The following is a 26476-nucleotide window of genomic DNA, read 5'->3' as shown; positions in this document are numbered from 1 at the left end:
ACATGACCGCTTTAGCGAGCGAATCCGTGCCCGTGCTGCCCGAACACTGCCACTGGTGTGGGGATCAGGCTCGACAACGTAGGCTGTCGCATAACGCCTGATTGGCATTGCGCGATAGCTGCGGTTGTTCGAGGGTGCAGAAAGCGAAACCGTTAGCGGTGCTGAAGCAAGCTGGGGGGCCGTTGCCTCAGCGGTGAGCCACACCCGGCAGTACGCAGAGCATTTCGTACAGCAGGTTGGCGCCCAGCAGCGAGGTGTTGCCGGTGGTGTCGTATGGCGGCGAGACTTCTACCAGGTCGCAGCCAACCAGGTCGAGGCCTTGGCAGCCACGAACGATTTCAATCGCCTGAATGGTCGTCAGGCCGCCGATTTCCGGGGTGCCGGTGCCTGGAGCCCAGGCCGGATCGATGCCGTCGATGTCGAAGCTCAGGTACACCGGGCCACCGCCGACTTTTTCGCGGACTTCAGCCATCAGAGGTTCCAGCGACTTGTGCCAGCACTCCTCGGCCTGAACCACGCGGAAGCCCTGTTTGCGGCTCCAGTTGAAGTCTTCAGCGGTGTAGCCCTGCGCGCGCAGGCCAATTTGCACGACACGGTCGCAGTCCAGAAGGCCTTCTTCAACGGCGCGACGGAAGGTGGTGCCGTGGGCGATCTTCTCGCCGAACATGTGATCGTTCACATCGGCGTGGGCGTCGATGTGCACCAGGCCGACCTTGCCGTGCTTTTTGTGGATGGCCCGCAGGATCGGCAGGGTGATGGTGTGGTCGCCACCTAGGGTTAGCGGGATCACGTCATGTTCAAGGATCTCGTTGTAGGACTCTTCGATGATCCGCACTGCGTCCAGCAGGTTGAAGGTGTTGATCGCCACGTCGCCGATGTCGGCAACCGACAGCGAGTCGAACGGCGCAGCACCGGTAGCCATGTTGTATGGACGGATCATTACCGATTCAGCACGAATCTCGCGCGGCCCGAAGCGGGTGCCGGCGCGCAGGGAGGTGCCGATGTCCAGCGGGATGCCGATGAAGGCGGCGTCCAGGCCGGCAGCAGTTTGCAAGTGGGGGAGTCGCATCATGGTGGCGATGCCGCCGAAGCGCGGCATTTCATTGCCGCCCAGTGGTTGGTGAAGAATCTTGTCCACGGGTATGGCCTCATCATCATTGTTTTATTTATGGGGTTGCACCGCGCAAAGGGATCGCACAGGCACCTGTTGAGCGGATTCTGCGAAATGCGGTGCTGGAGAAGAATCGCTGCCGGCAAATACTTAGTTCAGATTTTTCTAAACTAATGGCGAGAGGGGAGATAGACTTCTCGGCATTGAGATTTGTGATCATCGTTGATCCCACCCCTCACCCTAACCCTCTCCCCGAGGGAGAGGGGACTGATCGAGGTGTTCTCAGGAGTTACATCGACCTGATAGATCGAGTCGAACTCAGGATTTGAAAGTCATGGAGATCGGCTCCCTTTCCCCCTCTCCCCCTTGGGGCGGTCCGACGTTTCGGGAGGGCTGGGGTGAGGGGTGGATTTAACAGACGACAAATTTCTAAAGTCCGGAGCCCCCATGGCCAACGCTTTACCCGACCTGAAACTATTGCGCATCTTCGTCAGCGTGGTGCGCCATCAGGGGTTTGCCAACGCGCAGCAAGAGCTCAACCTCTCGACATCGGCCATCAGCACCTACATGAGCCAGCTCGAAGCGGCGTTGGGGCTGGTGCTTTGCCATCGTGGGCGTGGCGGTTTCAGCCTGACCAGCAAGGGCGAGCTGTTCCATCAGGAAACCTTGCGCCTGTTCGGTGAACTGGAAGGTTTCGAGCAATACGCCGCGGCGCTCAAGGGCGAGTTGCGCGGCACGCTCAACCTCGGGGTACTCGACTCGACCGTCAGTGACAAGGCCTTGCCGTTCGCCGAAGCCATTGGCGCCTACAGCCAAGAACACCCGGCGGTGCATTTACACCTGTCGGTGATGAGCCCTTACGAACTGCAGCTCGGCGTGCAGGACAACCGCCTCGATCTGGCCATCGGCTCGTTCTCTACGCGCATGAGCGGGCTGGTCTACATGCCGTTGTACCGTGAACAACATTGGCTGTATTGCAGCAATCGTCATCCCTTGTTCAACGAACGGCGCATTCCCGAACAAGTCATCACCCAGCAGCGCATGGTCGGTCGCGGTTACTGGAGCCAGGCTGAACTGGCCCGCCATGGCTTCAAGCACAGCGCGGCGACCGTGGAGAGTATGGAAGCGCAGCTGATTCTGGTGTTGTCCGGCGCCTACATCGGCTACCTGCCGGAGCACTACGCCCAGGCCTGGGCCGACAAGGGCGATTTGCGGGTGCTGCTACCGGCCACTTTCGGCTACCAGGCACCGTTTTCGATGATCGTACGTCGTGGGCGCAGCCGCGAGCCGTTGATCCAGACCTTTCGCGATTTGCTCAAAGCGCAGCTCAACCAGGTCTGATTGGGGAAGTCGTATGTCCAGAATCCAATGTGCCCGTTGCCTGCGCCCGCAAACTCACTGCCTGTGCCCGTTGATTCCGAGCCTAGACAGTCGCACCAGGGTGCTGCTATTGCAGCATCCAAGCGAGGTGAACCATGCGTTGAACACCGCGCGGCTGGCGGCGTTGGGGCTGAACAATGCCGAGCTGATTGTCGGCGAAGTGTTCGAGGATTTACCGCGTCTGCTGAATCCACCGGGTTACCAGGCCCGCTTGTTGTTCCCGGCCGACGATGCGCAACCGTTACAGGCCTATACACCCGCTGATCAACCATTGCTGCTGGTGGTGCCGGACGGCACCTGGCGCAAGGCGCGCAAGATGTTGCACCTCAATCCATTGCTGGCAGCGTTGCCCCGAGTGACGCTGGCCGAAGGCGCGGTCTCGCGTTATCGGTTGCGCAAGGCACCGGGGCCTGGGGCGTTGTCAACGGTGGAGGCGATCGTACAGGCGTTGCAGGTGCTTGAGGCACCGACGACCTTCGAGCCGTTATTGCGACCGTTTGAAGCGCTGATCGAAGGGCAGATCGCGGCGATGGGGGAGGAGACGTACCAGCGTAATCATGGTGGCAAAGTCTAGAGGCCACGACGCAAGCTGGCGTAGCCTGCCACTGGGCAGCCACACCTGCGTACTACATGGGTTCTGGTGGTCCGATCAGCCGGCCCATGACGCCGAACACTCCCAGCGACTTGATTGCCTCCAGTTCCCCCTGCGTTTCTATCTGCTCGGCAATCAGCGGCAAATCGATGCTGTTGGTCGCGCGGAAAATGGCTTCGATGAACAGGCGCTTGTCGCTTTGCTGGTCGATGGCGCGAATGTAGCTGCCGTCGATTTTCAGGTAGGCCAAACCGAGCTGGGTGAGGTTGCCGATCTGGCTGAAGCTGCCACCGAAGTGCTGCAGGCCGATCCCGTAGCCGGTGCCGTGCAGGTTCAGGCACAGTTGACGCAGCTCTTCGGGAGGCGGCAGTTGGCGTTCGTCGAGCTCAAGGGTCAGCAAGGGTGCGAGGCTGGGCAGGCCGTCGAGCATATCGAGGATCAGACGCCGTTGCGTGGCATCGCGCAGGGTGCTTCCGGACAAGCTCAAGGCCAGCGGCCAGCGGTGTTCGGCAAGGTAGTCGAGGGTGTGTTCGAGCATTGCCAGGTCGAATCGCGCCGACCAGCCCAGCCGTTCTATCCAGGGTAGAAAATGTCCGGCGCAAATGGCTTTGCCCTGCGGATCAAGCAGGCGCGCCAGCACTTTGTGGTGCAGCACCTGGCTGGTGTCGGCGCATTGCACCACGGGTTGAAAGTACAGCTGCATCTTGCCATGGGTCAGAGCGTCATCGATCCAGGTACGCCAGTCGTGCTGCGTCTGGTTCGGTGGGTTATCGGACTGCTGCAGATGCACCCACGGTCGTTCTGGATGCTGCTGGGCCTGAGTCAGTGCCTGATCGAGGCGCAGCAGAATGTCGGTGGAGGCTTCGCCGGGTGTGTAAGCGACGATTCCCAGATGCGCCACTGGCATGCAGTCGCTGGCGCCGGTCAGGCGCAGATTTTCCAGGGTGGCGCTGATCTCTGCGGCCAGGCGCGCTGCGTCCTTGCTGTCCAGGCCTGGGGTCAGCAGGCTGAACTCACCGCCCCGATTGCGTGCGGCCAGCCAGGTATGGCGATCCGGCTGTTGAATCAGGCGTTTGAGTAACTGACCCACGGCGCTGATCAGGGCGTCGGTGCGTTGGCCACCCAGTCGCTGGTTGAGCCCGGTCAGGTCATTGATCCGCAGCATCAGCAGGTGTCCGGCGCTGCTCTGTTCGGTCAGCAGCAACTGATCGGTGAGTTGCTCGTTGAGCAAACGGCGGTTGGCCAGCCCCGTGAGGCTGTCCTGAAACGACTCGGCGCGCAGTTGCTCGCTTCGTGCGGCTTCTTCGGCAAACAGCCCTTTGAGCTTTTCGACCATTTGGTTCATCGCCAGCACCACGCGTTTGAGTTCCGGGGTTCTGGGCAACTTCGGCAGGCTGAGAAACTCGCGTTTGTTGATGGCTTCGGCCTGTTTGACCATGGCATCCAGCGGGCGCAGTTGCCGACGCAGCAACCAGCCGCCGAACATCGCGCTGAGCAACCCGCACAGCAGTAACCAGATCAGACTGCCGAGGGTACTGTCCCACAGTTTGCTCAGGACGAACTGTGGGTTGCTCACCACTTCAACGCGCGCGGCTTGCTCCCAACCGCGCATCACCAACGCATCCCCGCCTTGCGGATGCAGGTTCACCAGATCGACGAACCAACCCGGTACGCGTTCGGTGGTGGCGACTGCATTGCGCTCGACCAGGACGCGCTCGTCCTCGATATTGATGACCCGGATACTGGAAAAGTAACCACTGTCGAAGACCGAGCTGACCATTAACTCAATCATCGCCAGATCGTCGATCTGTGTGGTCAACGACAGCCCCAGTGCGGTGGCAGTGTCTTGGGCATGGGAGCGCAATTGGCTGAGTATCTGCGCACGCGAGCTTTCCAGACTGACAAAGAAACTGCCGCTGAAGGCGACCAGCAAGAACAGGCAGATGGCCAAAAACAACTGTTTGAGTAGCGACATGAGACGCTCCGGAGCGTTGACCTTCCTGGACGACGGGATATGTCTGGCCGCAGACGTGCAGATGTCTGGAGTTTAGGCGCTGTTTTGCGGGAAGCAGGGCAGATTGTCGGGGGGGGCGGGGGGATAGATGAGCTTAGGTGGCGAAGCGTATTCAGGGTTTGATCAGGGTTTTCTGCCGCAGGATATACACCGTCACCAGCACTGCGCTGGTCAGCATGAAGCCGCGTGCCCAGGGCAGTGGGACGAGGATGCAGGACAGGCCGATGCTCAGCCACATCAGGCCAATGGCGTAGACCTTGCCCTTGAGCGGAATGCCGTTGCCGTCCAGATAGTCGCGAATCCATGGGCCGAGTCGTGGATGCTCGACCAGCCATTGATAAAAGCGTGGCGAACTGCGGGCGAAACAGGCGGCCGCCAACAGCAGGAAAGGCGTGGTGGGCAGTACAGGCAGGAAGATTCCGATCACCCCCAACGCTACGCTCAGCCAGCCGATGGCCAGCAGAACGTAGCGCAGGATCAGGGGGCGTTTGCCTATGGGTTCAGCCACAGGCAACGACTTAGTGGTGACGAGGCTTGAGGATCGCCGGTTTTTCGTCTGGCGCGTTGCACAGCAGGTACAGCGCGGTCAGGGCTTCCGGGATCTGCACGATCATGTCGTCCATCAGGTTGGCGTCGGCCGCGATGTCGGAGAACTCTGGCTGTTCGTCGAACAGGCCGGAACCGACCATGATCGGCAGCAGCATTTCGCTGACTTCGTCTTCGGCGGTTTCGAACCAGGCTTCTTCACGCAGGAATACGCCTTCCATGAAACCGATGCACCAGCCGCGCAGGTCGGAATCATCCGGCTCTTCGCCCAGGTCCAGGTCGCATGGCAGCTCGAACTCTTCATCGGACGCCAGTTGGCGAGCGATATGAGCCTTGAGGGCCAACAGGGTCGATTCGATTTCCTGACGCTCGGCGTCATCGCGATAATGTGGCTCTTCGGCGAACAGCGCGTCGATCCACTCACGATCAGGCACCGTCTCGGAACAGATCGACAGGGCTGTCAGATAGCCGTGGGCGGCCACATAGTCCAGCGCCTCGTCATGCAGCTCGTCGGCGTCGAGGAAGGCTTGCAGGCGGGTTAGTTGCTCAGCGAAGGACATTGAAGGGCTACCTTGGGAATATACGATGCCCAATTCTAGGCGTTCTTGAGCGGTCCGGCCAGCCGCACGGCAGATTTGCCAGCATTGTGTGTTGTTGCGGCTATTCGTCAGTGACGCCCTTTGCCCGGGATGCCTCGGGTATACTCGCGCGTTTTGCAAAGCCCTGCAGGTGTTGCGACGGTCCCGGACAAATCCGCTTACGGATCTGTCCGTGACAACGTGGTTTTTTGATCCAGCCTGCACACAGGGATATTCAGCACCATTTGGAGTTTTTCATGCTCGAACAGGCTCAGCGCGTCCTCAAGGACATCTTCGGCTACGACAGTTTTCGTGGCCGTCAGGGTGCCATCATTGAGCGCGTGGCCAGCGGCGGTGACGCTCTGGTGCTGATGCCGACCGGCGGCGGCAAATCGCTGTGCTTCCAGGTCCCGGCACTGTTGCGCGGTGGCTTGGCGGTGGTGGTTTCACCACTGATTGCCTTGATGGACGATCAGGTTGCGACCCTTGAAGAACTCGGTGTGGCCGCGGCGGCGCTCAATTCAACCTTGAGCGCCGAGCAACAGCGCGATCTGGCGGCGCGGATCAAGCGTGGTGAAGTGAAAATGCTCTACCTGGCGCCTGAGCGTCTGGTCCAGCCACGGATGCTGGCCTTTCTGCAAAGTCTTGAAATCGCTCTGTTTGCCATCGACGAAGCTCACTGCGTGTCCCAATGGGGGCACGATTTCCGCCGCGAATACCTGCAGCTGGGCCAGTTGGCGGAACTGTTTCCCAACGTCCCGCGCATTGCCCTGACCGCCACGGCCGACAAGCGCACCCGGGAAGAAATCGTCGAGCGCCTGCATCTGCAGAACGCCGAGCGCTTTCTGTCGAGTTTCGATCGACCGAACATTTTCTACCGCATCGTGCCCAAGGAGCAGCCGCGCAAGCAGTTGCTGGCGTTTTTGGCTGAACGGCGCAGCGATGCCGGCATCGTCTATTGCCTGTCGCGCAAGAAGGTCGACGAAGTAGCGGTGTTCCTTAGCGAGCAAGGTTTTCCGGCGCTGCCGTACCACGCCGGCCTGCCCAACGATACGCGGGCACACCACCAGAAGCGCTTCCTCAACGAGGAAGGCCTGATCATGGTCGCCACCGTGGCGTTCGGCATGGGCATCGACAAGCCCAACGTGCGCTTTGTCGCGCATCTGGACTTGCCGAAGTCCCTTGAGGCCTATTACCAGGAAACCGGTCGGGGTGGCCGTGACGGTCTGCCGGCAGATGCCTGGATGGCTTACGGCCTGCAAGACGTGGTGATGCTCAAGCAGATGCTGCAGAACTCCGAAGGCGATGAGCGCCACAAGCGTCTGGAGCAGCACAAGCTCGACGCCATGCTCTCGCTGTGTGAAGAAACCCGCTGTCGCCGTCAGACGCTTCTGGCCTACTTCGACGAAGACATGCCGCAGCCCTGCGGGCATTGCGACAACTGTGTCGACGGTGTGCAGACCTGGGACGCCACCGAACCCGCCCGTCAGGCACTGTCGGCGATCTACCGCACCGGCCAGCGTTATGGCGTCGGACATCTGGTGGACGTGTTGCTGGGCAAGGACAACGAAAAAGTCCGCAGCTTCGGCCATCAGCATCTGTCGGTATTTGGTGTCGGCAAGGCGCGGGCCGAAGGTGAATGGCGTTCCCTTTTCCGACAATTGGTGGCGCGCGGTCTGGCGGACATCGATCTGGAAGGCTACGGCGGCCTGCGTTTAAGCGACAGCTGCCGGCCGTTGCTCAAGGGCGAAGTGACCCTGGAGCTGCGCCGCGACCTCAAACCGCAAACCACCGCGAAAAGCAGCAGCACCAGCCAGGCCAGCCAGTTGGTGCGAGGCGAAGAACGCGAGCAGTGGGAAGCCTTGCGCGCCCTGCGCCGCAAGCTCGCCGGAGAGCATGGCGTGCCGCCGTACGTCATCTTCCCCGATTCGACCTTGCTCGAAATGCTCCGCAGCCAGCCAAGCTCGTTGCCGGAAATGGCCAAGGTCAGCGGTGTCGGTGCACGCAAGCTGGAGCGCTATGGCGAGGCCTTCCTCGAAGTGCTGGGCGGCCAGGCCGAGGCCCCGAAAGTGGTTGCCGACCTGCGTCACGAGTTGATCACACTGGCGCGCGCCGGCATGACGCCGATGCAGATTGCCGGTCAGTTGCAGTGTTCGGAAAAGAACGTGTACACGATGCTCGCCGAGGCCATCGGCAAGCAGCAACTGTCGCTGGAGCAGGCACTGGACCTTCCGGAAGACCTGATGGGTGAAGTCCAGGACGCATTCCTGGACGGCGAGGGCGAGTTGCCGCCGGTGTCGGAGATTTCCGCGTTGTTTGCCGGTCGTGTTCCCGAGGGCGTTTTGTACTGTGTGAGAGCGGCATTGCAGTCGGAGTTTGAAATTTAAGTGTCGAAGATCAAGATGTAACGATTCAGTACAGACCGAGCCTTGCCTAGAGTCGAGGGTCATGCTTAGCTGACTAATAATTAGTTTCAGCCTATTTCAGTCTAACCATGAGTTTTTTATGCCGTTAACCGATCAACACCGTTTTGGCATGCAGTTGGCGCAGATGTCTCGCGGCTGGCGCGCCGAACTGGATCGCCGTCTTGCCGGCCTTGGCCTGTCCCAGGCCCGCTGGCTGGTGCTGTTGCACCTGGCGCGTTTCGAAGAAGCCCCCACTCAGCGTGAGCTGGCACAAAGCGTCGGTGTTGAAGGACCGACACTGGCGCGCCTGCTCGATAGCCTGGAAACCCAAGGCCTGGTGCAGCGTCAGGCGGTGGCGGAAGACCGTCGGGCGAAAAAGATCGTGCTGTGTGCGCCCGCCCGTCCCTTGATCGAACAAATTGAAACCATTGCCGCCGAGTTGCGTCATGAGCTGTTCGAGGGTGTCAACGAGGAAGATATGCGGGTGTGTATGCGGGTCCATGGGCACATTTTGGCCAATCTGGAAAAATCTTGAGGCATAACCACACAGCAGACTTTTGAGAACTGGCGCAGAGCAGACTATAAGAACTGTAGGGTCTGTTGACGTTTGGTGACGAACCGCGTTGCTGGGCCAACGTGTGCGAGGCAAGGCGCGGGATGCCGCCAATGGTTGTTCCCTTGGCAAATCCCGCAACGCAGCCTCGCGCACGTTGGCATCCGTCGCGGTCGTCACCAAATGTCAACAGACCCTAGGCAATAACGTGTTCACACTGGACGTGCGAATGCGTACAGGTTGATTCTGGTTAGCTAAGGAATGCTCATGCTCGAGAGTTTGCAGTCTGTGTTACGGCGCTCCGTCAGCCTGTTGTCGGTCGCCGGTGCCTTGAGTTACTCCGCATTGGCACCTGCGTTGGGGTTGGGCGACATCACGCTGCACTCAGCCCTGAACCAGCCGTTGAATGCCGAAATCGCCTTGGTCGATCCCGGTGCCCTGAGCGACGGTGAACTCTCGGTCAGCCTGGCGACGGCGGATGAGTTCGCCCGAGCCGGTGTCGAGCGAGTGTTTTTTCTCAACGACCTGCGTTTTACCGCCGTTCTGCGTGGCAATCGCAGCGTGATTCGGGTGGTGTCCAGCAAGCCGGTCAATGAACCGTTCCTGAATTTTCTGGTGCAGGCGAACCAGCCCAATGGGCATCTGCTGCGCGAATACACGTTGCTGATCGATCCACCGGGTTCACCGGGGATCGTACCGGTGAGTGATGTCGAGCCGGCCCCGGCGATCACCCAGCAACCCACTGCCGCCACACCCGCCAAAACGCCAGCTGTTGCTCCGGCGAGCACGGCGCCTGCGGCTACCGACCCGACTTCCGAGCTGCTGGCAGCCAGCGTCCTGGAAAACCAGCAACTGAAACAAACGATCGATCAGTTGAACACCCGGCTACAAGCCCAGGATGAACAGATCGCCAGCCAGCGCAAGCAAGTCAGCGATCTGCAAACCGAGTTGGCCGAAGCCAAAAAACCTTTACCCGCCCCCGTCATTCCAGTCGCGCCAATTCCGGTGCCCGCAGCCGCCGTGGATGAGACGAACAGTGGTTGGGCGTTGTGGCTGATCGGTGGCCTGCTGGTGCTTGGCGTGCTGTTGCTGCTGGGCTTGTTTGCGTTCCGTCAGCGGCGGGTACAGCCTGTATCAGCACCCGTGCCGCGACATGAGCCGGTGGTCAGTCGGGGAGCGCCCGATAGTGCACAGAAACCATCGATTGAGCTTTCTGCGACGCAGTCTCCCCCTGCGAACCGCGAAACCGCTCATGGGGCAGAAGTGCTTGAGGGCGTCGGTATCTACCTGACCTATGACCGCTTCGCCGAGGCGGCCAGTCTATTGCGCGAGGCCTTGCTCAAAGAGCCGCAGCGCAGCGATTTGAACCTGAAGTTGTTGGAGGTACTGGGGCTGCAGGGCGACAGCGCAGCTTATTCGGAGCATGAAAGCAGCTTGCTTGAAGCGGGTTACAGTGCCGAGGTGCTGGAGCAGATTCGCGCACGTTGGCCAAAACTGACCAGTGCACAATCGTTGGCGACTATTGAGTCGACGGCTGAAACGACGGCTGAACCTGCTGCCTCGGTAGGGGATGAGTTCCAGTTGAATCTGGATGACTTGTCGATGGATTCGAGCTGGGATCTGATCAGTCCGTCCGACACAGCAGCGGCAATGGCTAAACCCGTGGATCAGCTGGAACCGCTGGACGATGGCTTTCTCGACGATTTCGCCGATTCATCACCGGCCCTGGAACTTGAGCCGTTGTCGGGCGAATTCGCGGTACCTGCGCATGAAGAGACCCACCCCGGCAAACTGGAAGAAGCGCAGAACTGCATTGACGACGGTGATCTGGACAGCGCCATTGCGCTATTGAACGAGTTACTCAAGGACAGTGACGAATCCTTGAAGCAAACCGCCCGCAGCCTGTTGGCCAGTATTCGCTGATCTCCTGTAGGAGCATGGCTTGCCAGCGATGGCGTCCGTGAGATCGCTATCGCCAGCAAGCTGAGCTCCTACAGGTTTCGCGCAGCCATCAATTTGCGCAATACCTGCGATCAGTACGTCTGCCCAAGGCTCAGGTAAATCGAGCGGCAAAGGCGGCTATTATAGCGGCGCCATCGAGTTCAGGAGTCCAGCACGCCATGACCACACACAAACCGGAAGTTGTCATCACTTACTGCACGCAATGCCAGTGGCTGTTGCGCGCCGCCTGGCTGGCCCAGGAGCTGCTCAGTACCTTCGGTGACGACCTGGGCAAAGTTTCTCTGGTGCCGGGAACCGGCGGGGTGTTTTTCATTACCTGCGACGGGGTGCAGATCTGGGAACGCAAGGCCGATGGCGGCTTCCCGGAAGCCAAGGTGCTCAAGCAGCGGGTCCGGGATCAGATCGATCCCGACCGCGATCTCGGACACAACGATAGAACTCAGTGAGAGGCGGCTTCGGCCGTCACGCTTTTCTTGCTTGAGCTGCCAGACAGACTGCTGGACACCACAATCGCGATGATGATCAGCGCACCGCCAATCAACATCCGCAGTGTCGGATTCTCACCGAACAGCAGCCAGGCGACGGTGATGCCGTAAACCGGCTCCAGGGCAAACACCACCGCGGCGGTGCGAGCCTTGATCACCGCCAGGCTGGCAACGAACAGGCTGTGGGCGACGCCGGTGCAGAACACCCCGAGCAGACCGATCCACAGCCAGTCGATGGCGCGCACCTCACTCAATCCCGGTGCTGCCACCGGCAACAGACAGAGGGCGACCACTACGTTCTGACACAGCGCTGCCTGCACGGCGGGAATACGCCCGGAGCTGGCACGGTTGGTCAGCGACAGCAAGGCGAACAGCAGGCCCGAGCCCACCGCCCAGAGCAGACCGCTGGTGGCTTCACTGGCGAGGTCGAAATCCGGAGTGACCAGCACCAGGCCGACGCTCACCAGCACCACCAGGAGGATTTCATTGGCGCGAATTCGCTCGCGGAAGATCAGGCCTTCGAGGATCACCGTGAACGCCGGGAAACTGGCAAAGCCCAGGGTTGCAATCGCTACGCCGGCGACTTTCACCGCAATGAAAAAGCTCACCCAATGCCCGGCCAGCAACAGGCCGCTGAGCAGCAGGCGACGCCAGTCCACGGCTTCGAGTTTCTGCCAGCCAGTGTTGCTGGCGAAGCGGGCAAAGAATGCCAGGGCGATCACCGCGAATGCCGCACGACCAAAGACAATGATGGCAGGGGAGGCTGCGGCGAGTTTGCCGAACACTCCCGTCAGGCCAAACATCAATGCGCCGATATGCAGGGCGCCAAGGGCGGTACGCGGAGTCATTTCAATCCTTAATCCATAGAGGCAGTTACGACATTGAACCGCGTGACGGCCTGATCTGTCTGTCGTCAAACTCGCGTTTTTTATCGTCAGCCTAGCGCTTGCTCGCTGTACGACGCAGCGCACCCGGGGAGGCGCCGAACTCGCGCATCACCGCTGCGGCGAAGGCACTCTGGGAGCCATAGCCGACACGGTTGGCCACTTCGCCGATGGGCAGCGCGGATTCACGCAGCAATTTCACCGCGATATGCAGGCGGCGACTGCGGATGTAATCCATCGGTGTCTGCCCGCATTCAGCGACAAAGCGTGCGTGCAGACGCGCGCTGGACAGTCCGGCGATACGCGCCAGATCGGCGACTTGCAGCGGATAGGCGGCGTATTGGTCGATGTGCGCGTTGAGCGCGGCGTAAGGCAAGCGGCGCCCGGCGATGCTGCTCGGCGCGGCGTTGTTGAGGCTGGCAAGCAACAACACGGCGCCTTGCTGGGCGATCAGCGGGTCAGTGACCGGGCTGCTCGCCAGCCAGCTCACCAGTTGGCTTTGTCCGGCGTCCAGCGGCAAGCGTCCTGCGTTGTCGAGCAAGCGCCGACTGGCGTCGGCATGCTCGCCCAGCGATTGCGAAACCCATTGATCGCTCGGCACATCGAGCACCAGGCAGCGGCTGCCATTCGGGCTGCCGCAAGCGTGATGAGCGCCTGACGGTACGACTACAAAACTCTGCTGCACCACCTGGCTGCCATGACCGTCGACCTCGAAGTCGAGCGCGCCCGACAGGCCGAACACCAGTTGCGCGTGGTTGTGGCTATGGACGATCAAGTCGTGGGTGTATTGGCGTAGCGTGAGGATCGGTCTCATCGCAGTCTCCTGGGCAGACTCGCAGTCTACACCGGCCACGCCAGGGTTCGGGCTGTCATCAGACTGCCGTATTTGTGTCATGGGCTATTAATCGCTGCGGTGCAAGCTTGCGAAAAATCTCGCAGAGGTTGCCCATGACCAGCGCCGAACGTGCAAAACCCAGCCGTAAACAACGCGTGCGCACCTTGTGGATCTCCGATGTGCACCTCGGCACCCGGGATTGCCAGGCCGAGCATTTGTCGCAGTTTCTCAAGGGCTATCAGGCTGACAAGATCTATCTGGTCGGCGACATCATCGATGGCTGGAAGCTGCGCAGCGGCATGTACTGGCCGCAGGCTCACACCAACGTCATTCGCCGTTTGCTGACCATGAGCAAGCGCGGCACCGAGGTGATTTATGTCACCGGTAATCACGACGAGTTTCTGCGGCGTTATTCGAAGCTGATCCTGGGCAACATCCAACTGGTGGACGAGGCGGTTCACGTCACTGCGGATGGCCGGCACCTGTTGGTGATTCATGGCGATCAGTTCGATGTAATCACGCGTTATCACCGCTGGCTGGCGTTTCTCGGCGACTCAGCCTACGAGTTCACCCTGACCCTCAACCGCTGGCTCAATCACTGGCGTGCACGGTACGGCTACGGTTACTGGTCGTTGTCGGCGTACCTCAAGCACAAAGTCAAAACCGCGGTCAGCTTTATCAGCGATTTCGAAGAGGCCATCGCCCATGAGTGTGTCAAACGCGAGCTGCACGGGGTGGTTTGCGGGCACATCCACCATGCGGAAATCCGCAAGGTCGGCGAGGTGGACTACCTCAATTGCGGGGATTGGGTGGAGTCGTGCACGGCCTTGATCGAGCATTTGGACGGCACGATCGAGTTGTACCGGTTGGCGGATGCGCAGGCGCGAGAGGCTGAGTTGAAAGCTTTGAAAGTTGCAGAGCCAGCTTGATCCGACAGGTTTAACTTTTGTGGCGAGGGAGCTTACTCCCGCGGGTCGGTCCGCGCTCGGGCGAAGCGACCCTAAATCAGCCACCGCGAATATTCAGATGGAACGCGATGGCTGGATTACGACCGCTGCGCGGCCGAGCGGGAGCAAGCTCCCTCGCCACAGGTTTGCGGATATTTCAGACCGGTGCGTATTCTTCCATCGCTGCCATGTAGATCGAGTTTTTCGGCCGGGCAAACAGGCGTTCCATCATCGGTTCGAAGAAACTCAGCGGCAGGGTCTCGTAGTCCGGATCAAAGGCTGCCGCGTCATACCTGGCGCAGAACTCGATGGTTTGCCGGTACTGCGGGTGTTCGCGAAATTGCTCGCGCAGGTGCCGGTCCATGCCCAGGTGATGGAAGAAATAGTAGCCCTGGAAAATCCCGTGCTTTTCCACCATCCACAGGTTTTCAGGGCTGACGAATGGCTTGAGGATCGCCGCCGCGATGTCCGGGTGGTTGTAGGAGCCAAGGGTATCGCCAATGTCGTGGAGCAGCGCACACACCACGTATTCCTCATCCCGACCGTCGCGCCAGGCGCGGGTGGCGGTTTGCAGTGAGTGGGTCAGGCGATCGACCGGGAAACCGCCAAAATCACCCTCCAGCAGTTTCAGGTGCGCCACAATCCGTGTCGGCAATTGTTTGGCGTAGGCACTGAAGTCTGCGGCGATGATCGCCCAGTCTTCCTGCGTACCATCCTTCATGTGGGTGAAACGGGCGTGCGCATTCATCAGCTATCCTCTTATTGTTTTCGAAGGGACGTTGTGCAGTGTAGAACTTGGATCCAATGCTGCACTGGCCATATGGGACGGCTTGATGGCCCAGCGAGCCTAGAAAGGCACTTTGCCGAGGATCATGTCGCGATACATGATGAAGTCGCCGAGCAGGCTGTAAAACGGATGCTGGAATGTCGCCGGCCGGTTTTTTTCAAAGAAAAAGTGTCCGACCCAGGCGAAGCTGTAGCCGGCCAGAGGCAGGGCCAGCAACAGCAGCCAGGCACCTTTGCCGATAGCGAAGGCCAGGATGAAAATCACCAGGCTGGTGCCGACAAAGTGCAGGCGTCGGCAGACACTGTTGCTGTGTTCGCTGAGGTAATACGGGTAAAACTCAGCGAAGCTGCTGAAACGTTTGATGTTTTCCACGACTGCATTCTCTGTGGTTATTGTGCTGCCGAGCGGATGTTCTGCGGGCAGCTTATTTAAGTCTAGAGTCATCAGTGGCAACAGCCAGTGACCTTGGGCGCCACTTTAGTATCCTTCTGAAATTGGCCGTGACACGCGGCTCATCAAGCAAGAAAACGTCATGAGCGAACGAACGACTTCTGCAAGCTGGGCGATGGGGATTGTCAAGGCACTGGAGATGGACGGCCTGGATTGCCGGGTCTTGTTCAAACAGCTGGGACTCGACTACGCGGCGCTGAATGATCCGGATGCGCGCTTTCCTCAAGATTCGATGACGCGACTCTGGCAGCGTGCGGTAGAGCTGTCCGGCAACCCGGCGATCGGTCTGAACATGGGCAAGTTGGTCCGCCCGGCATCGTTTCATGTGGTCGGTTATGCGTTGATGTCGAGCCAGACCCTGGCGGAAGGTTTTCAGCGCCTGGTGCGTTATCAGCGGATCATCGCCGAAAGCGCCGACCTGAGTTTTCGCCTGTTACCCGAAGGGTATGCACTGATTTTGACGGTGCATGGCGACCACCTGCCGCCCACCCGACAAAGTGCCGAAGCGTCACTCGCCTGCGCGCTGGGCTTGTGTGGCTGGCTGACCGGGCGCACCTTGCAGCCACGCAAAGTGCTGATGCAGGGCGATCAACCCCAAGACCTCGAACCCTACAAATTTGCCTTTCATGCGCCGCTGGAGTTCAACGCGCCCTATGACGCACTGATTTTCGAACGGGCAGACATGGAAGCCCCGTTGCCGACTGCCAACGAGGCGATGGCGTTGTTGCATGACCGGTTTGCCGGCGAATACCTGGCTCGGTTTTCTGAAAGCCAGGTTACCCACAAGGCCCGGCAAGTGCTCTGTCGCCTGCTGCCGCAAGGCGAGCCCAAGCGCGATACGGTGGCGCAAACCCTGCACTTGTCCCAGCGCACCTTGCAGCGACGCTTGCAGGAAGAGGGCACGAGTTTTCAGACGCTGCTCGACGACACGCGCCGTGAGTTGGCCGAGCAGTACCTGGCGCAACCGAACATGACCCTACTGGAAACCGCCTACCTGTTGGGGTTCGCCGATCCGAGCAATTTCTTTCGGGCTTTTCGGCGCTGGTTCGATACCACGCCCGGCGAATACCGGACGCGGTTGATGGACGCGCCCAAAGAACTCAGTGACGCCAGAACGCCGGGATACACAGCACAAACACGGTAATGATCTCCAGTCGGCCGAGCAGCATGCCGAGGGACAGAATCCACTTGGCGGCGTCGGGCAGGCTGGCGAAGTTACCAGACGGTCCGATGGTTTCACCCAGTCCCGGACCCACTCCGGAAACCGTACTGGCGGCGCCGGTCAAGGCTGTCATCCAGTCCACGCCCAGCAGCGACAGCGCCAGGGCGATGGCGCAAATGGTGATTGCAAAGAAGAACGAAAACGTCAGGATCGAGCGCACAATCTCTTCGTCGAGACGATGACCGTTGTACTTCTGCTTGATCACCGCACGGGGGTGGATCAGTTGGTTAAGGTTGGCCTTGAGCAGGATAAAGGCCACCTGGAAACGGAAGATCTTGATCCCGCCAGCGGTCGACCCCGAGCAACCACCGACAAAGCCCAGGTAGAAAAACAGCATCAATGAGAAGGTGCCCCACAAGCTGTAGTCCCCCAGCGCAAAACCGGTGGTGGTGACCACCGAGGTGACGTTCAGCGCAACGTGGCGCAGTGCGTCCAGCCAATGCAGGTCGGTGGTCCACCAGTACCAGGTGCCGAGTACCAGCCAGGTCACCAGCAGCATGCCGAGCAATCCCTGCACTTGCTGATCCTTGATCAGCGCCCGTCGATTGCCGCGCAGGGTCGCCACGTACAAGGTAAATGGCAGGCTGCCGAGGATCATGATCACCACCGCGACCCAGTGCACGGCCGGTTGTGTCCACTTGGCCAGGGACTGGTCGGAGGTGGAGAAGCCGCCGGTGGAAATGGCCGACATCGCATGGTTGACTGCATCGAACGGGCTCATGCCCGCCCACCAGAACGCGAGGCTGCCGAGGATGGTGATGCCGACGTAGGCGGCGACGATCAGCCGGGCCACCATGTGCGAACGCGGCATGACCTTTTCGGAACGGTCCGACGATTCGGTCTGAAACAGCCGCATGCCGCCGATGCGTAGCAGTGGCAGAATCGCGACCGCCATGCCGATAAAGCCGATACCGCCCAGCCAGTGCAGCAACGAACGCCACATCAGGATTCCCGGAGACATGCTGTCCAGGCCGCTGAGCACAGTAGAACCGGTGGCGGTGATGCCTGACATGCTTTCGAAAAACGAGTCGGTGTAACTGATGTGCTGGGTTAGCAGAAATGGCAATGCGGCGAATATGCAGACCACCACCCAGCTCGACACCGTGAGCAGGTACATGTCCCGCGGGCGCAGGTGTATATGCTCTGGTCGCCCGGGGATGACCAGCGCCAGGCCGGCGAGAAAGGTAATCATGCTGGCCCAGAGGAACGACGGCAGGTCGCTGGTGCGGTCGTAAATCAGCAGGGTTGCCATCGGCACAACCATGCTGATGGCCAGGGTGATCAGGAAGATGCCGATGATGAAACCAATGATCCGTAAGGTCGGCAACGCCATGAAGTCCGCTCGGGCTGATAGGGAAGGGCGCCATTCTACCTGCGAGGCAGGGCATGTAAACCGGCACCCCGGCGGCAGTTGCCGCTAGAATAGCCAGACATTTTTTTCAGGAGGTGGCCGATGCAGGCTCTCGACGCTTTGCTCAACCGTGTATCCGTTCCGCGTTTGCTCGACCCGGCGCCCACCGCAGCACAACGGGAAGTGTTGTTTTCCGCGGCCATGCGCGCGCCGGATCACGGGCATTTGCAGCCGTGGCGTTTTCTGACGGTCGAAGGCGCGGCGCGCGAGCAATTGGGCGAGATACTGGCGCAGGCTGCACGCCTGCAAGACGCCGATGTGCCTCAGGCCCTGGTGGACAAGGCGCGTAACGGCCCATTGCGTGCGCCATTGGTCGTCGTTGTGGTCGCACGTCTGCAAGACCACGTCAAAGTGCCAAAGTCCGAGCAGTTGCTAGCGGCAGGTTGTGCGGCCCACGGTATCTTGCTGGCGGCTTACGCTCAGGGTATCGGCGCGGTGTGGCGTACCGGCGAGCTGGTCTATTCGGCGCATGTGGCCCAGGGGTTGGGCCTGGCCGAAGGTGAAGAAGTGATTGCATTCCTTTACCTGGGTACACCGCAGAACGAACCGCGGGTGGCCGGGAAAGTCGATCTCGCCGAGTTTGTCAGCGCCTGGCATGCCAAGCCCTGAACATGATCGTCCCCACGCGGGAGCGTGGGGACGATCATTACGGTGCGATACCGGGCTCTAATGGCAACTCCAGGCTGGCAATGAATCCGCCTTCCGGGTGATTGGCCAGAATCAGGCTGCCGCCGTGGCGCTCTGCCGCGCGACGGGCGATGGCCAATCCCAGGCCATGTCCGGGGGCGGTCTGGCCGGGTGCCCGAAAAAACGGCTCGCCCAATTGCTTCAAATGTTCGGCTTCTACACCGGGGCCGTGGTCGCGCACGCTGATCACAATCCGATCTCCCTGACGCAATGCCAGCACTTCAATCGGTTGTCCTGCCGGATTGAAGCGCTGGGCGTTGCGCAACAGGTTGTCCAGCGCCCGTTCGATCATGGTCGGCCAGCCCTTGAGGCTTAATTGCCGTTCGGCTTCGATACGTATGATTTGCTCTGGCGCGCCAAGCTGAGCGTCTTTTTGCACAGTATTGAGTAGCGCATTGAGGTCGACCGCTTCGGCACTCGCGTTGTCGGCGTCGACCCGTGCCAGCACCAGGATTTCACTGATCAGTGCTTCCAGACGATCACATTCGCGGGTCAATCGTGGCCAGAGTTTTCCGCGTTCTTCGGGACCGGCCCGTTCTGCAAGCGCCAGGGCGATACGCAATCGGGCCAAGGGTGAGCGCAGTTCGTGAGACACGTCGCGCAGCAGTTGCCGCTGGCTGCCGATCAGGCTTTGCAGGCGTGCGCCCATGCGGTTGAAGTCGTTGGCCAGCACGCCAAACTCGTCACGCCGGTTGGCCAGCCGCGCCAGGCTGTTTTGCTGATAGGTCGTCTGACCGAGATCGTGCACCGCACCGCGCAAACGGCTCAGCGGGCGGGTGATGGACAGCGTCACCAGCAGGCTGAACAGTGTCAGCACCACCAAGGCAATCGCCAGCGCACTGAAGGGCCAAAGCAGGCTGTTGCGGTGCCAGGCGTTGAGCTCTGGATGCGGAATACGGTAGATCAGCAAGTAGGTTTCGGCGCTTTTCGCGCTGGTGTACTCGACGGTCAGACGCCGCCAGGGCAGGTGGCGGCCGCTGTCGTCGGGGTTGTCGTTCTGCCGTGCTTCCAGGGCTGCCGCGCGACGAGGAAAGGTCCCGCGCACCACCGGGTCACCACCTTCGTTCAGTACCTGAACATCGATGTGGTAACGCCGTTTGCGTTGTTCGAGCAAGGCTTGCGCCGCGTCCTCGCCTTTTTCTTCGTAGAGCTGCGTCCACTCTTGCGCCAGGGTATTGAGGCCCGGGTGGCGACTGAGAATCCAGGCGTCCTGGTTCAACATGTGCCCGAGCAGGATCGACAGCCCTGCAACCAGAGCGATGGCCAGCCAGAAACTGGCAAGGATGCGCCAGAACAATGAACGCACGGTAAGTCCTCAAACAAAGAAAGCCCAATGGCGATTGACCATTGGGCTGGGGAGAAACGCTAGAGCATTATTGCGTTTTTTGCGGTTGTTGGGCTTTCCAGGCCTGGAACTGCTCCCATTCGGCTTTGCGTTCGGCCTGCTTCTTTTGGATCGCATCGAACTTCTGCTGTTGGTCCGGCTTGAGAAGGGCACGAATGTCCTTCTCGGTTTTCTGGCGGCCGGCCGCCATTTGGTCTTTCATGGCCTGCTGATCGGCTGGCGAGAGTTTTTGCAGGTACTGCTCGACCAACTCTTTACGTGCATGCATCTGCTCGCCGATCAATTTGCGAATCTGCTCGCGTTGTTCGTGGCTGAGGTTCAACTCTCTGTACATGCCTTTGCCGCCGTGCATGTGCTCGCTGTATCCGTGGCCTTCCATTGGGCCCATCGGGCCTTGGCCTTCTGGTGCAGCCATGGCAATGGTTGGCAGTGCAGCGGCGAACATCAAAGCGATAAGGGTCTTGCGCATGGTGTGTCTCCTTGTCTCGTTCCCGGTGTGTTCCGGATGAGTACAGAATACGGAGATCAAGGTCAGTGGCGGTCAGCAGAGCGTAAAGCTTGGGTAAAGACGGTTCAGAGGCTGTAGTAATAACCGCGGCTGCGCAGGGCAACGATGCGCGGGCGACCGTCGGGGTGCGGGCCGATCTTTTTGCGCAGGTTGCTGACGTGCATGTCCAGGCTGCGGTCGTACAGGGTCAGCTTGCGCCCGAGGGCGATTTGCGCCAGTTCCTGCTTGTCCAGCGGTTCGCCGGGTTGCTTGAGCAGGGCTTCGAGCAGACGACTTTCAGAGACGGTCAGGGTGAACTCCTGTTCGTCGATGCTGACCACGCCACGGACCGGGCTGAAGCACAGGTCGCCGAGTTCCATCTGGCTGGACACCGCTGCCGGATGACTGCGTCGCAGCACCGCACGCAGACGGGCCGTCAGCTCTCGGGGATCACAAGGCTTGGCCAAGTAATCGTCGGCGCCCAGTTCCAGCCCGAGGATCCGGTCCAGCGGCTCGCCACGGGCCGAGAGCATCACCACCGGCAGGTCCGGGTGGTCATTACGCAACTGCTTGAGCAGCTCCAGACCGCTGCCGTCGGGCAGCATCACATCCAGCACCACTGCTGCCGGCGCAGACTCGGCCAAGGCGCGGCGCGCACTCAGACCGTCGTGGCAAGCGCGCACGACAAAGCCTTCCTGGCTCAGCCAACTGCTCAGGAGCTCACACAGCTCCTGGTCATCATCAATTAGTAACAGTTCGCTCATGACTCACTCAATTTAGCCATTGCCGACGTTTTCCACGTCCACCACTGGCGAAGATACCGCAGAGCAGGGCCAATAGCGCTACTCCGGCGCCAGTGACGAACCACTGCTGTTGATCGGTCAGCAGGCGCGGCAGCGGGTTTGCCTGGGCTTCCTTGAGTTGCAGCTTGAGGCGCTGATTCTCTTGGCGTAACCGGCCCAGCAAGGCGCTTTCGCGTTCGTTATCGGCATTTTGCAGTTGTTTGTTCAGCTCTTCTCGTTGCCGCTCGCTCTCTTTCAAGCGCTGCTGCAATTCGGTGATCTGGCTTCCGGCGCTTAACGACAGAGGCGTTGAATAGCCTGAGTCCGAGTGCTCTTCGGCATGGGCGAAGGCCCCGATCGATAACGTGACCAACAGCAGGCACAGCGGACCTTGGCGCATCGAAACTCCTGATTCCAATCGAGTGTTGGGCAGGTTGTCGGCCGTGGAACGAGAATAATGAGCAATTGAACACGCGATGAACCGAAGGTTCATCGCGCAGAGGCCGGGTTATGGCAGGACTTGCTTGAACGGTTTGACCAGAACGTTGGCGTAGACGCCTGCGGCGATATACGGATCGGCGTCGGCCCAGGCCTTGGCGGCTTCGAGGGAGGCGAACTCGGCGACGATCAGGCTGCCGGTGAAACCTGCTGCGCCCGGATCATTGCTGTCGATGGCAGGGTGCGGGCCTGCCAGAACCACGCGGCCTTCAGCCTTGAGCTGTTGCAGTCGCTCGATGTGGGCAGGGCGCGCAGCCAGGCGGTTTTCCAGAGAGTTGGCGACGTCTGTAGCAATGATTGCGTAAAGCATGTCAGTCCTCGGTTTTTGGCGTAGAAGTGTCGGCGTCATGCAGGTGGCGGGACAGGTAAATGCCCTGGCCGACCAGGAACAGCAGGGTCATGCCCAGGCTGCCGAAGACTTTGAAATCGACCCAATAGTCCTGGAAGGTGAACGCAACGAACAGGTTGGCCGCGCCACAAAACAGGAAAAAGCCGATCCAGGCGATGTTCAAACGGGTCCAGACCAGGTCCGGCAGGGTCAGCGCATGGCCCATGATGCGTTTGATCAGCAACTGCTCGCCGATGAAGTGGCTGCCGATAAAGGCCAGGGCGAACAGCCAGTTGACCACCGGCGCTTTCCATTTAAGGAAGGTTTCGCTGTGGAACGCCAGGGTCAGGCTACCGAAGACCAGGCAGGCGATCAGGGTCAGCCACTGGCTCTTTTCCAGCTTGCGCTGCTTGATGAACAGCGTGCCGTAGACCACCAGGGAGCTGACGATCAGCATCGCAGTGGCGCTGTAAATGCCGCCTACCGTCAGTGGATGACCGGCGATGTCGACGACCCGTGGATCGATTTTGAAGACGATGAAAAACAGCAGAAGCGGGATGAAGTCGATGAATTGTTTCACAGTGGCAGCCAGAAGCAGGATGTGGCGGCATAATAACAAACATATTGAGTCGCGAAAGCGCCAGCTGATTTGAGGTTACACAGTCCTGTGAATGTTGATTTGCACTGCCATAGCACGGCCTCCGATGGCGCCCTGGCGCCTGCGGTACTGGTTGCGCGTGCGTTCGAGAAAGGCGTGCGAGTCCTGGCCTTGACCGATCACGACACCCTTGAAGGCCTCGACGAGGCCCGCAGCGCTGCGGTTGCGTTGGGGATGCAACTGATCAACGGCGTCGAATTGTCCTGCACCTGGGGGGGCGCGACCATTCATGTGCTCGGTTACGGGTTCGACGTCAATGCCCCGGCACTGGTCGAGGCGATTGCCAAATTGCGTGACGGGCGCTGGCTGAGGTCCGAAGAAATCAGCCGCAAGCTCGAACTCAAGGGCATGCCGGGCGCGCTGGAAGGCGCGCGGGCCATCCAGCAGGAGCTCGGTGACAGCGGCAATGCGCCGGCGCGACCGCACTTTGCCGACTATCTGGTTCGTGCAGGCTTCGTCAAGGACCGTGCCGAAGCCTTCCGCAAGTGGCTGGGCGCCGGCAAGCTGGGGGACGTCAAGCAGCACTGGCCGACCCTGGAAGAAACCGTCGAAACCCTGCGCGCTGCCGGGGCATGGGTGAGTCTGGCGCATCCTTGGCACTATGATTTCACTCGCAGTAAACGCCGCCGTCTGATTGCCGACTATATTCAAGCAGGCGGCCACGCAATCGAGGTGGTCAATGGCCATCAGCCGGCCGAGCAGGTCGGCAGCCTGGCTATTCTTGCGCGTGAGTTCGGTCTGCTGGTCAGTGCCGGCAGTGATTTCCATGGACCCGGAGGCTGGTCCGAGATCGGCGAGTACCGCCCACTCCCGGAGGACCTGCCACCACTTTGGTGTCGGTTCAAACATGACCCAGCCATTATTGCCGTCTGAACAGGTAGAAAATGTGAGTCAATTTTTCCAGATTCATCCGGAAAACCCGCAAGCGCGCCTGATCAAACAGGCTGTCGAGATCATCCGCAATGGCGGGGTAGTGATTTATCCTACTGACTCGTCCTACGCCATTGGTTGCCAGATCGGTGACAAGAATGCTGTGGAGCGCGTGCGTCGGCTACGTCAGCTGGATGAAAAGCACAATTTCGCGCTGATTTGCAGCGACCTGTCACAGCTGGGGCTGTTCGCCAAGATCGACACCGGCACCTTCCGCTTGCTCAAGGCCCACTTGCCGGGGCCATACACGTTTATTCTCAACGCCACCCGCGAAGTGCCGCGTCTGCTGCTGCACCCGAAGAAGCGCACCATCGGTCTGCGGGTGCCGAGTCATCCGATTGCCCTGGCGCTGCTCGCAGAGCTGGGCGAGCCGCTGATGAGCGTAACCCTGATCATGCCCGGCGACACCGACCCGTTGAGCGATCCGTATGAAATGCGTCAGTTGCTTGAGCATCAGGTCGACCTGATCATCGACGGCGGTTTTGGCGGTATCAAAGCCTCCACGGTGATCAACCTGGCTGACGGCGAGCCAGAAGTGATTCGCGTCGGTTGCGGTGACCCCGCGCCGTTTACGGTTGAGGCCTAGATGTCCGCAGTAGAGCCCGTCGATAGCCAGGCCGGGGCACAGCAAGAGCTGCCGTTCGCCATGGTCTATGGCCAGGCGGTCATGGAAATGCCGCTGGACCTGTACATTCCGCCGGACGCGCTGGAAGTCTTCCTTGAGGCCTTCGAAGGCCCGCTCGACTTGCTGCTGTACCTGATCCGCAAGCAGAACATCAACATCCTCGACATTCCGGTGGCGGAAATTACCCGGCAGTACATGGGCTATGTCGAGTTGATGCAGTCGGTGCGCCTGGAGCTGGCCGCCGAGTATCTGGTGATGGCGGCGATGCTCGCCGAGATCAAGTCGCGCATGCTGCTGCCGCGCTCGGCCGAGATCGAAGAGGAAGAGGACGATCCGCGTGCCGAGCTGATCCGTCGCTTGCAGGAGTACGAACGCTTCAAGGCCGCGGCTGAAGGCATCGACGGCCTGAGCCGGGTCGGCCGCGATGTGGTGGTGCCCAAGCTCGATGCCCCGCAGGCGATGGCGCGCAAGTTGCTGCCGGACGTGAGTCTGGAAGAGTTGCTGATGTCCATGGCCGAGGTGCTGCGCCGTGGCGATATGTTCGAAAGCCATCAGGTCAGCCGCGAGGCGTTGTCAACGCGCGAGCGCATGAGCGATGTGCTGGAACGGCTCAAGGGCGGCGGTTTTGTGCCTTTTGTCGAGCTGTTCACCGCCGAAGAAGGACGCCTGGGTGTGGTCGTGACATTCATGGCGATCCTCGAACTGGTCAAGGAATCCTTGGTCGAGCTGGTGCAGAATGAGCCGTTTGCGGCTATCCATGTGCGGGCGCGAGCCGAATAACGAGCAAAATCAATGAATCTGAGTGAACCCCGCGAGCTGGCGCCACTGCTTGAAGCCTTTCTGTTGGCCTCGGGAAAGCCGCAGTCGATGGAGCGTCTGTTCGAACTCTTCGAAGAGGGCGAGCGCCCGGAGCCGCCGGTCTTCAAGAAGGCCTTGGCGATTCTGGCCAAATCCTGCGACGGTCGGGCCTTTGAACTGAAGGAAGTTGCCTCGGGCTATCGTCTGCAAATTCGCGAGAAGTTCGCGCCTTGGGTCGGACGACTGTGGGAAGAACGCCCGCAACGCTATTCCCGAGCGATGCTGGAGACCATGGCGTTGATCGCCTATCGCCAGCCGATCACCCGCGGCGAGATCGAGGATGTGCGCGGTGTGGCGGTCAACAGCCACATCGTCAAGACCCTGCTGGAGCGCGAGTGGATCAGGATCGTTGGTTATCGCGACGTACCAGGCAAGCCGGCGATGTTCGCCACCACCAAGGCGTTCCTCGATCATTTCAACCTGAAGAACCTCGACGACCTGCCGCCGCTGGCCGAACTGCGCGAGCTGGAGCCCGAGCCGATGCTCGAGTTCGACGACGCACCGGTGCCGCAGAGCCTGCAAGAACTGGCCGATGCCAGCGCCGAGCCGGAAGAACCGAAGGACGAAACCAGTTTCCATACCTTGTTGCTGGAACTGGACTCGATGGAGGAGGGGATCAAGACCGACTTCGACGATTTGCTGCGTGACGGTGCGGTCAGCGACAGCGAGCCTCAGTCGCCCGTTGATGCGCCTGTCGAGGTGGCGGTAGAGACCGAGCACCAGGCCGAAGCCGAGGCCGAAACTGAAGAAGTTGAGGAAGAGGCTGAAGACGACGTCCTGGGCGTTGCCGAAGCTCGCGAGAAACTCCTCGCCGCCGTCGCCGCACTGGAGCAGCCCAAACCAGAACCCGAGCTGAGCGACGAAGAAGCCGAAGCCCAGGCCCTCGCCGAAGCGATCGAGAACGAACGCCGCCAGTTTGAGGATTGAGGGGTGCCAAAAGATCCTTGCGCACCACCGGTCAGCGGAAAAACAATTAACCGACCGTTTATCCGCTAGTCTCTGATGCGCGAGCGGCGTCATGCGCGTATGATTCGCGACCCTTCGGCGATCCTTTCGCCCAAAGACCAGATTTCAACTCTTCAGGCCAAGCCTGAACAGACCACACCGGGAGGTGCC

At 60.3% G+C, this 26476-nt stretch carries 28 protein-coding genes; 13 read left to right on the top strand and 15 right to left on the bottom strand.

What is annotated here, in order from left to right; genetic code table 11:
* Positions 1-187: 187 nt before the first annotated feature.
* Positions 188-1138, bottom strand: coding sequence for an agmatinase (speB, locus tag KRR23_RS07045; protein WP_054596236.1), 951 nt, complete (start codon positions 1136-1138; stop codon positions 188-190).
* 420 nt (positions 1139-1558) lie between these two features.
* Here speB and KRR23_RS07040 point away from each other — a divergent pair, with 420 nt between their 5' ends.
* Both KRR23_RS07040 and KRR23_RS07035 read left to right on the top strand, forming a co-directional pair.
* Complete coding sequence (locus KRR23_RS07040) at positions 1559-2452, top strand: LysR family transcriptional regulator (protein ID WP_216741906.1); 894 nt, start codon at positions 1559-1561, stop codon at positions 2450-2452.
* A 13-nt stretch (positions 2453-2465) separates the two neighbouring features.
* A complete protein-coding gene (locus tag KRR23_RS07035) occupies positions 2466-3065 on the top strand; it encodes a tRNA-uridine aminocarboxypropyltransferase (RefSeq protein ID WP_216741905.1) in 600 nt (199 codons plus the stop codon).
* A gap of 52 nt (positions 3066-3117) precedes the next feature.
* On the opposite strand, the gene lapD is transcribed toward KRR23_RS07035, so the two are convergent.
* From lapD to KRR23_RS07020, 3 genes are all read right to left on the bottom strand, one after another.
* Positions 3118-5058: a cyclic di-GMP receptor LapD gene (gene lapD, locus KRR23_RS07030; RefSeq protein WP_216741904.1), complete on the bottom strand. Its 1941-nt coding sequence runs from the start codon at positions 5056-5058 to the stop codon at positions 3118-3120.
* A gap of 151 nt (positions 5059-5209) precedes the next feature.
* Entirely contained in the window at positions 5210-5605 is a 396-nt protein-coding gene (locus tag KRR23_RS07025; RefSeq protein ID WP_054596240.1) for a YbaN family protein, read from the bottom strand.
* Positions 5606-5615: 10 nt separating this feature from the next.
* Entirely contained in the window at positions 5616-6203 is a 588-nt protein-coding gene (locus tag KRR23_RS07020) for a YecA family protein (RefSeq protein ID WP_019692442.1), read from the bottom strand.
* A gap of 275 nt (positions 6204-6478) precedes the next feature.
* Between KRR23_RS07020 and recQ the strand changes: the two genes are divergently transcribed.
* From recQ to KRR23_RS07000, 4 genes are all read left to right on the top strand, one after another.
* On the top strand, positions 6479-8608 hold the full coding sequence (gene recQ / locus KRR23_RS07015; RefSeq protein ID WP_216741903.1) for a DNA helicase RecQ: 2130 nt from the start codon (positions 6479-6481) through the stop codon (positions 8606-8608).
* 118 nt (positions 8609-8726) lie between these two features.
* The gene (locus KRR23_RS07010; RefSeq protein ID WP_054596242.1) at positions 8727-9161 is read left to right on the top strand and encodes a MarR family transcriptional regulator; all 435 of its coding nucleotides are present in this window, start codon (positions 8727-8729) and stop codon (positions 9159-9161) included.
* 285 nt (positions 9162-9446) lie between these two features.
* Positions 9447-11102 (top strand): FimV/HubP family polar landmark protein, encoded by a 1656-nt coding sequence (locus KRR23_RS07005; RefSeq protein ID WP_216741902.1) that lies wholly within the window; start codon positions 9447-9449, stop codon positions 11100-11102.
* Positions 11103-11299: 197 nt separating this feature from the next.
* Complete coding sequence (locus KRR23_RS07000; protein WP_103315567.1) at positions 11300-11587, top strand: SelT/SelW/SelH family protein; 288 nt, start codon at positions 11300-11302, stop codon at positions 11585-11587.
* Here KRR23_RS07000 and KRR23_RS06995 read toward each other — a convergent pair.
* Positions 11581-12474, bottom strand: a complete 894-nt coding sequence (locus KRR23_RS06995) for a DMT family transporter (protein WP_216741901.1) — start codon at positions 12472-12474, stop codon at positions 11581-11583. The genes KRR23_RS07000 and KRR23_RS06995 overlap by 7 nt on opposite strands.
* Before the next feature lie 91 nt (positions 12475-12565).
* Positions 12566-13324 (bottom strand): AraC family transcriptional regulator, encoded by a 759-nt coding sequence (locus KRR23_RS06990; RefSeq protein ID WP_216741900.1) that lies wholly within the window; start codon positions 13322-13324, stop codon positions 12566-12568.
* Between the two features lie 134 nt (positions 13325-13458).
* Between KRR23_RS06990 and KRR23_RS06985 the strand changes: the two genes are divergently transcribed.
* On the top strand, positions 13459-14274 hold the full coding sequence (locus KRR23_RS06985; protein WP_216741899.1) for a UDP-2,3-diacylglucosamine diphosphatase: 816 nt from the start codon (positions 13459-13461) through the stop codon (positions 14272-14274).
* A gap of 175 nt (positions 14275-14449) precedes the next feature.
* On the opposite strand, the gene KRR23_RS06980 is transcribed toward KRR23_RS06985, so the two are convergent.
* Positions 14450-15040 (bottom strand): HD domain-containing protein, encoded by a 591-nt coding sequence (locus KRR23_RS06980; protein WP_216741898.1) that lies wholly within the window; start codon positions 15038-15040, stop codon positions 14450-14452.
* A gap of 99 nt (positions 15041-15139) precedes the next feature.
* Entirely contained in the window at positions 15140-15451 is a 312-nt protein-coding gene (locus KRR23_RS06975; RefSeq protein WP_216741897.1) for a DUF962 domain-containing protein, read from the bottom strand.
* 160 nt (positions 15452-15611) lie between these two features.
* On the opposite strand from KRR23_RS06975, the gene KRR23_RS06970 reads away from it, so the two are divergent.
* Positions 15612-16673 carry an AraC family transcriptional regulator gene (locus KRR23_RS06970; protein ID WP_216741896.1) on the top strand — a complete coding sequence of 354 codons (1062 nt, stop codon included), beginning with the start codon at positions 15612-15614 and terminating at the stop codon, positions 16671-16673.
* On the opposite strand, the gene KRR23_RS06965 is transcribed toward KRR23_RS06970, so the two are convergent.
* Complete coding sequence (locus KRR23_RS06965) at positions 16630-18084, bottom strand: TrkH family potassium uptake protein (RefSeq protein ID WP_054596251.1); 1455 nt, start codon at positions 18082-18084, stop codon at positions 16630-16632. The two genes, KRR23_RS06970 and KRR23_RS06965, sit on opposite strands and share 44 nt — an antisense overlap.
* A 120-nt stretch (positions 18085-18204) precedes the next feature.
* On the opposite strand from KRR23_RS06965, the gene KRR23_RS06960 reads away from it, so the two are divergent.
* Positions 18205-18771 (top strand): nitroreductase family protein, encoded by a 567-nt coding sequence (locus tag KRR23_RS06960; protein WP_216741895.1) that lies wholly within the window; start codon positions 18205-18207, stop codon positions 18769-18771.
* Between the two features lie 37 nt (positions 18772-18808).
* On the opposite strand, the gene KRR23_RS06955 is transcribed toward KRR23_RS06960, so the two are convergent.
* The 6 genes from KRR23_RS06955 to KRR23_RS06930 form a co-directional block, all read right to left on the bottom strand.
* On the bottom strand, positions 18809-20155 hold the full coding sequence (locus KRR23_RS06955) for a HAMP domain-containing sensor histidine kinase (protein ID WP_216741894.1): 1347 nt from the start codon (positions 20153-20155) through the stop codon (positions 18809-18811).
* A 67-nt stretch (positions 20156-20222) separates the two neighbouring features.
* Positions 20223-20663 (bottom strand): Spy/CpxP family protein refolding chaperone, encoded by a 441-nt coding sequence (locus KRR23_RS06950; RefSeq protein ID WP_145014911.1) that lies wholly within the window; start codon positions 20661-20663, stop codon positions 20223-20225.
* Between the two features lie 104 nt (positions 20664-20767).
* The gene (locus tag KRR23_RS06945) at positions 20768-21445 is read right to left on the bottom strand and encodes a response regulator transcription factor (protein ID WP_019692426.1); all 678 of its coding nucleotides are present in this window, start codon (positions 21443-21445) and stop codon (positions 20768-20770) included.
* A 7-nt stretch (positions 21446-21452) separates the two neighbouring features.
* Positions 21453-21863 (bottom strand): translation initiation factor 2, encoded by a 411-nt coding sequence (locus tag KRR23_RS06940; protein ID WP_216741893.1) that lies wholly within the window; start codon positions 21861-21863, stop codon positions 21453-21455.
* 108 nt (positions 21864-21971) lie between these two features.
* Positions 21972-22271 carry a YciI family protein gene (locus KRR23_RS06935; protein ID WP_054596257.1) on the bottom strand — a complete coding sequence of 100 codons (300 nt, stop codon included), beginning with the start codon at positions 22269-22271 and terminating at the stop codon, positions 21972-21974.
* Position 22272: 1 nt separating this feature from the next.
* A complete protein-coding gene (locus KRR23_RS06930) occupies positions 22273-22869 on the bottom strand; it encodes a septation protein A (protein ID WP_216741892.1) in 597 nt (198 codons plus the stop codon).
* A gap of 87 nt (positions 22870-22956) precedes the next feature.
* On the opposite strand from KRR23_RS06930, the gene KRR23_RS06925 reads away from it, so the two are divergent.
* From KRR23_RS06925 to scpB, 4 genes are all read left to right on the top strand, one after another.
* Positions 22957-23820, top strand: coding sequence for a PHP domain-containing protein (locus tag KRR23_RS06925; RefSeq protein WP_123583958.1), 864 nt, complete (start codon positions 22957-22959; stop codon positions 23818-23820).
* 13 nt (positions 23821-23833) lie between these two features.
* Positions 23834-24463, top strand: a complete 630-nt coding sequence (locus KRR23_RS06920; RefSeq protein ID WP_103315681.1) for an L-threonylcarbamoyladenylate synthase — start codon at positions 23834-23836, stop codon at positions 24461-24463.
* Positions 24464-24583: 120 nt separating this feature from the next.
* Positions 24584-25282: a ScpA family protein gene (locus KRR23_RS06915; RefSeq protein ID WP_173859978.1), complete on the top strand. Its 699-nt coding sequence runs from the start codon at positions 24584-24586 to the stop codon at positions 25280-25282.
* A gap of 12 nt (positions 25283-25294) precedes the next feature.
* Positions 25295-26287: an SMC-Scp complex subunit ScpB gene (gene scpB / locus KRR23_RS06910; RefSeq protein ID WP_216741891.1), complete on the top strand. Its 993-nt coding sequence runs from the start codon at positions 25295-25297 to the stop codon at positions 26285-26287.
* Positions 26288-26476 lie beyond the last annotated feature (189 nt).

It is taken from the genome of Pseudomonas sp. CVAP#3 (assembly GCF_018986375.1).
GTDB classification, from domain to species: domain Bacteria; phylum Pseudomonadota; class Gammaproteobacteria; order Pseudomonadales; family Pseudomonadaceae; genus Aquipseudomonas; species Aquipseudomonas helvetica.
This window is presented reverse-complemented; position numbering and strand designations above follow the sequence as displayed.